This window comes from uncultured Campylobacter sp. (genome assembly GCF_938030815.1).
Taxonomy (GTDB): domain Bacteria; phylum Campylobacterota; class Campylobacteria; order Campylobacterales; family Campylobacteraceae; genus Campylobacter_B.
In genome coordinates this window covers 1-2,093 of the sequence record NZ_CALHII010000249.1, presented here as the reverse complement: position 1 = coordinate 2,093, position 2,093 = coordinate 1, and the positions used below count along the sequence as shown (strand labels likewise).

The 2,093-nt window shown below is 44.3% G+C and carries 3 protein-coding genes; all 3 read right to left on the bottom strand.

Going from position 1 to position 2,093, the window contains the following annotated elements; genetic code table 11:
• A partial coding sequence (locus Q0277_RS09335) for a transporter substrate-binding domain-containing protein (protein WP_297997494.1) occupies positions 1-388 on the bottom strand: 388 nt, incomplete at its 3' end.
• A 171-nt stretch (positions 389-559) separates the two neighbouring features.
• Positions 560-1,255, bottom strand: coding sequence for a uracil-DNA glycosylase (gene ung / locus Q0277_RS09330; protein WP_297997492.1), 696 nt, complete (start codon positions 1,253-1,255; stop codon positions 560-562).
• Between the two features lie 529 nt (positions 1,256-1,784).
• The coding region (locus Q0277_RS09325) for a hypothetical protein (RefSeq protein WP_297997491.1) at positions 1,785-2,093 on the bottom strand (309 nt) is incomplete at its 5' end.

The window sequence follows — 2,093 nt, the reverse complement described above, 5'->3', positions numbered from 1 at the left end:
TGATCTTATCTCCCTTGCGAGTTAGCACGCCGATATTTACTGCAAAATACGGCGTCGTAAAATCGACCACCTGCTTACGCTCATTTGTGATCGTAAAGGTCGCAAGCACCATATCTACTTTATTCTCTTCCAACGCTTTTAAACGCTCACTAGCCTTTACGGGTACGAATTCCACCTTGCCCGCCTTGCCGCCAAATATATCTTTTGATAACGCCTCGGCTAGAGTAACCTCAAATCCTTGAAATTTGCCGTCTTCAAATTTACTAAAAGGCGGTTGCGCCTCAAATACGCCTACGCGCACACTGCCCGATTGCCTAATCTCAGATAGGGTATTTGCCACTACACTACTTGTAAATAGCAATAAAATTCCCAAAATTATCTTTTTCATATCGTTCCTTTAATTACAATGATTAGCCTAGCCACGCATCTGCGTCGCTTCGGCAAGCCGTCTTAAGCCGGTCGTATATTATTCGCTCACTTCTCCTTTCAATATTTTTTTAAAATTTCTTTACTTTGAAATTTCGCGGCGCATTTTACGAAAATTTCATTTAAAATACATTTAATCTGCGCCGTGATTTAGATCCCAATCGATCTCTCCCAGACCGTGCGCGCGCAGATATTCGTTGCATCTGCTAAAATGCCTGCAGCCAAAAAACGCTCCCCCCGCTAGCGGGCTAGGATGAGCGGCGGTTAAAATGAGATGCCTCTGCGCATCGATCAGCGCCGATTTTGCTTTGGCGAAATTTCCCCACAACATAAAGACTAAATTTTGCCGCCTCGCGCTTAAAATTTTAATCACGGCGTCGGTGAAAATTTGCCAGCCGAAGCCGCTGTGCGAGTTCGCGCGGTTCGCACCCACGCTAAGGCTCGCATTAAGAAGCAGCACGCCCTGCTTCGCCCAGTAGCTCAGATCGCCGCTTTCAGGCTCGCTGATACCCAGATCGCTCTTAATCTCTTTGTAGATATTTACGAGGCTGGGCGGAATTCGCACGCCGCGCGGCACCGAAAAGCTAAGCCCCATCGCCTGATGCGCGCCGTGGTAGGGATCCTGCCCCAAAATCACCGCGCGCACCCGCTCAAACGGGGTGAGATTGAAGGCGTTAAAGATCAAATTTCCCGGCGGATAGACGATCTCTCGCGCCTTTGCGGCGAGCAGGTTTTCTTTGATCTTCGCAAAATACTCGCTTAGAAATTCCTCCCTAAGCGCCTCTTTCCAGCCGCTCTCGATCCTCACGGCGTCTAAATTTATCTGCATACCGACCCTTTAAATTTTAATAAATTAACGCTCTAATTTTACAATAAATTTTAAAAATAGTCTCGCTCGCACGCGCCGCTGCAATCAAAAGCGAATCGCCCGCGCTCTCTCGCCGCCAACCGATCCCACCGATTTGTAGGCGCCGCTACACGATCACGATCAAAAGCGCCATAAAAAACAGTATGGCGATCGTCTTTTTATTATCGTTAAGCAAGCTCTGTGGATAAAAAGCAAACAAAATCGCGTAGGCAAAAAGCGCGATTGCGAACTCCCACGGGTTATTATCTTTGAATTTTAACCTATAAGCGACCCGAAAGCTATATGCGAAAGCAGCGATAAAATTTGAGCCGGTTTCATTCTATCTTTGTGATCTCCTATTTTATGAAAAACCCACTATATCGTTATTTTATCTACTTTGATAAATGTCCGCAAGACCAAAGTCTAAATTTTTAAATTTTATCCCAAAAGCTTTTAAATTTAGTTCGCAACGTTATATTAAATCGGCCATAAGTAAATTTAGCGCACGCTATTAATACCCCATTTTATTTATTTGAACTATATTAAGTTTCGGATAAAAAATAACCTCGTGGTCATAATCGTCCGGCTGTCCCCATTTGTGCTCTTTTTTGTGCCATATTCGCCTTTTATCGTTAATTAGCGCCGTTAGGTTTAAATTTTCGATCGAGCCATAGATCAGATATTCCTTATCACCTGCATAATGATATGACGGCATCGCCCAGGATATTTTAAATTCGTGCAAATTTGTAGTTTCAGCTATGCAATCGGACTCAGAAACAAGCTCATAGCCCTTTTGTAGCATTTCTTGTTGTGTTACGAT